The 2,236-nt window shown below is 49.2% G+C and carries 2 tRNA genes and 2 rRNA genes (1 of these 4 only partly in view); all 4 read left to right on the top strand.

The window, feature by feature from the left end:
* Window positions 1-1,053, top strand: a 16S ribosomal RNA gene (locus tag AC3E9W_RS23140); the annotation flags it as partial.
* A gap of 127 nt (window positions 1,054-1,180) precedes the next feature.
* A tRNA-Ile gene (locus AC3E9W_RS23135) sits at window positions 1,181-1,254 on the top strand.
* 132 nt (window positions 1,255-1,386) lie between these two features.
* A tRNA-Ala gene (locus AC3E9W_RS23130) sits at window positions 1,387-1,460 on the top strand.
* Window positions 1,461-1,567: 107 nt separating this feature from the next.
* Window positions 1,568-2,236 (top strand): 23S ribosomal RNA (locus AC3E9W_RS23125); it runs 2,212 nt beyond the window's last position.

Here is a 2,236-nt window from a genome sequence, read left to right as displayed (position 1 = left end):
GGAGCTTGACGGTACCGTAAGAATAAGGATCGGCTAACTCCGTGCCAGCAGCCGCGGTAATACGGAGGATCCAAGCGTTATCCGGAATCATTGGGTTTAAAGGGTCCGTAGGCGGTCCTGTAAGTCAGTGGTGAAAGCCCATCGCTCAACGATGGAACGGCCATTGATACTGCAGGACTTGAATTATCAGGAAGCAACTAGAATATGTAGTGTAGCGGTGAAATGCTTAGAGATTACATGGAATACCAATTGCGAAGGCAGGTTGCTACTGATGGATTGACGCTGATGGACGAAAGCGTGGGTAGCGAACAGGATTAGATACCCTGGTAGTCCACGCCGTAAACGATGGATACTAGCTGTTGGGGGCAACTTCAGTGGCTAAGCGAAAGTGATAAGTATCCCACCTGGGGAGTACGTTCGCAAGAATGAAACTCAAAGGAATTGACGGGGGCCCGCACAAGCGGTGGAGCATGTGGTTTAATTCGATGATACGCGAGGAACCTTACCAAGGCTTAAATGCAGACTGACCGATTTGGAAACAGATCTTTCGCAAGACAGTTTACAAGGTGCTGCATGGTTGTCGTCAGCTCGTGCCGTGAGGTGTCAGGTTAAGTCCTATAACGAGCGCAACCCCTGTTGTTAGTTGCCAGCGAGTCATGTCGGGAACTCTAACAAGACTGCCAGTGCAAACTGTGAGGAAGGTGGGGATGACGTCAAATCATCACGGCCCTTACGCCTTGGGCTACACACGTGCTACAATGGCCGGTACAGAGAGCAGCCACTGGGCGACCAGGAGCGAATCTATAAAGCCGGTCACAGTTCGGATCGGAGTCTGCAACTCGACTCCGTGAAGCTGGAATCGCTAGTAATCGGATATCAGCCATGATCCGGTGAATACGTTCCCGGGCCTTGTACACACCGCCCGTCAAGCCATGGAAGCTGGGGGTGCCTGAAGTCGGTGACCGCAAGGAGCTGCCTAGGGTAAAACTGGTAACTAGGGCTAAGTCGTAACAAGGTAGCCGTACCGGAAGGTGCGGCTGGAACACCTCCTTTCTAGAGCCCTGGATGTTAGCGGAAACGCACGTCAGGGAAATAAGATGCCGGACTGTAGGTTTTTGGATCTGAGATTGTATTGCTCTTGCTGTTAATTTAAAAAAATGATAAAAATTAAGTAAAACAGAGTCTCGTAGCTCAGCTGGTTAGAGTACTACACTGATAATGTAGGGGTCGGCAGTTCGAGTCTGCCCGGGACTACTTTTTAAAAATAATTAAAAATTTTTAATTAAAAATTAAAAAGACTGAAAGCTTAAAAAAAAAGGAAATTTTAGAAGTTGAGCATTAATGAGCGAATTCATAACTCATAACTAATAACTCATCGCTAAAAATGGGGGATTAGCTCAGCTGGCTAGAGCGCCTGCCTTGCACGCAGGAGGTCAACGGTTCGACTCCGTTATTCTCCACAGATTCGCCACGGCGAAACAAAGTTCATTGACATATTGGGATAAGAAAATAATAAGAAAGTAGAAAGAACGCGTAGAGGCGCTGCATGCAGCGGCTTTGCAAAGTACAATAAGCAAAATAAGGGCGCATGGGGAATGCCTAGGCTCTCAGAGGCGATGAAAGGCGTGATAAGCTGCGAAAAGCTGCGGGGACGGGCACACACCGATTGATCCGCAGATACCTGAATGGGGCAACCCGCTATATTGAAGATATAGCACACCGATAGGTGGGCAAACCCGCTGAACTGAAACATCTAAGTAGGCGGAGGAGAAGAAAACAAAAGTGATTCCGCAAGTAGTGGCGAGCGAACGCGGATTAGCCCAAACCAGCTATGTTACGGCATAGCTGGGGTTGTAGGACCGCGATATTTCATGCATGAGGAACCGGAAGCTTCTGGAAAGGAGCGCCATAGAGGGTGACAGCCCCGTATGGGCAACAAATGTAATGGATAGCGGTATCCTGAGTAGGGCGGGGCACGTGAAACCCTGTCTGAATTTGGCGGGACCATCCGCTAAGGCTAAATACTCCTGAGAGACCGATAGTGAACCAGTACCGTGAGGGAAAGGTGAAAAGAACCGTGAATAACGGAGTGAAATAGATCCTGAAACCATGCGCCTACAAGCGGTCGGAGCCCTTAAGTGGGGTGACGGCGTGCCTTTTGCATAATGAGCCTACGAGTTAACGCTGCTGGCAAGGATAAGTGGTTAAGCCATGGATCCGCAGCGAAAGCGAGTCT

It is taken from the genome of Flavobacterium sp. 38, from assembly GCF_057799715.1.
Note: the sequence above shows the minus strand (reverse complement) of the source record. Positions and strands in the feature narration are given on the sequence as shown.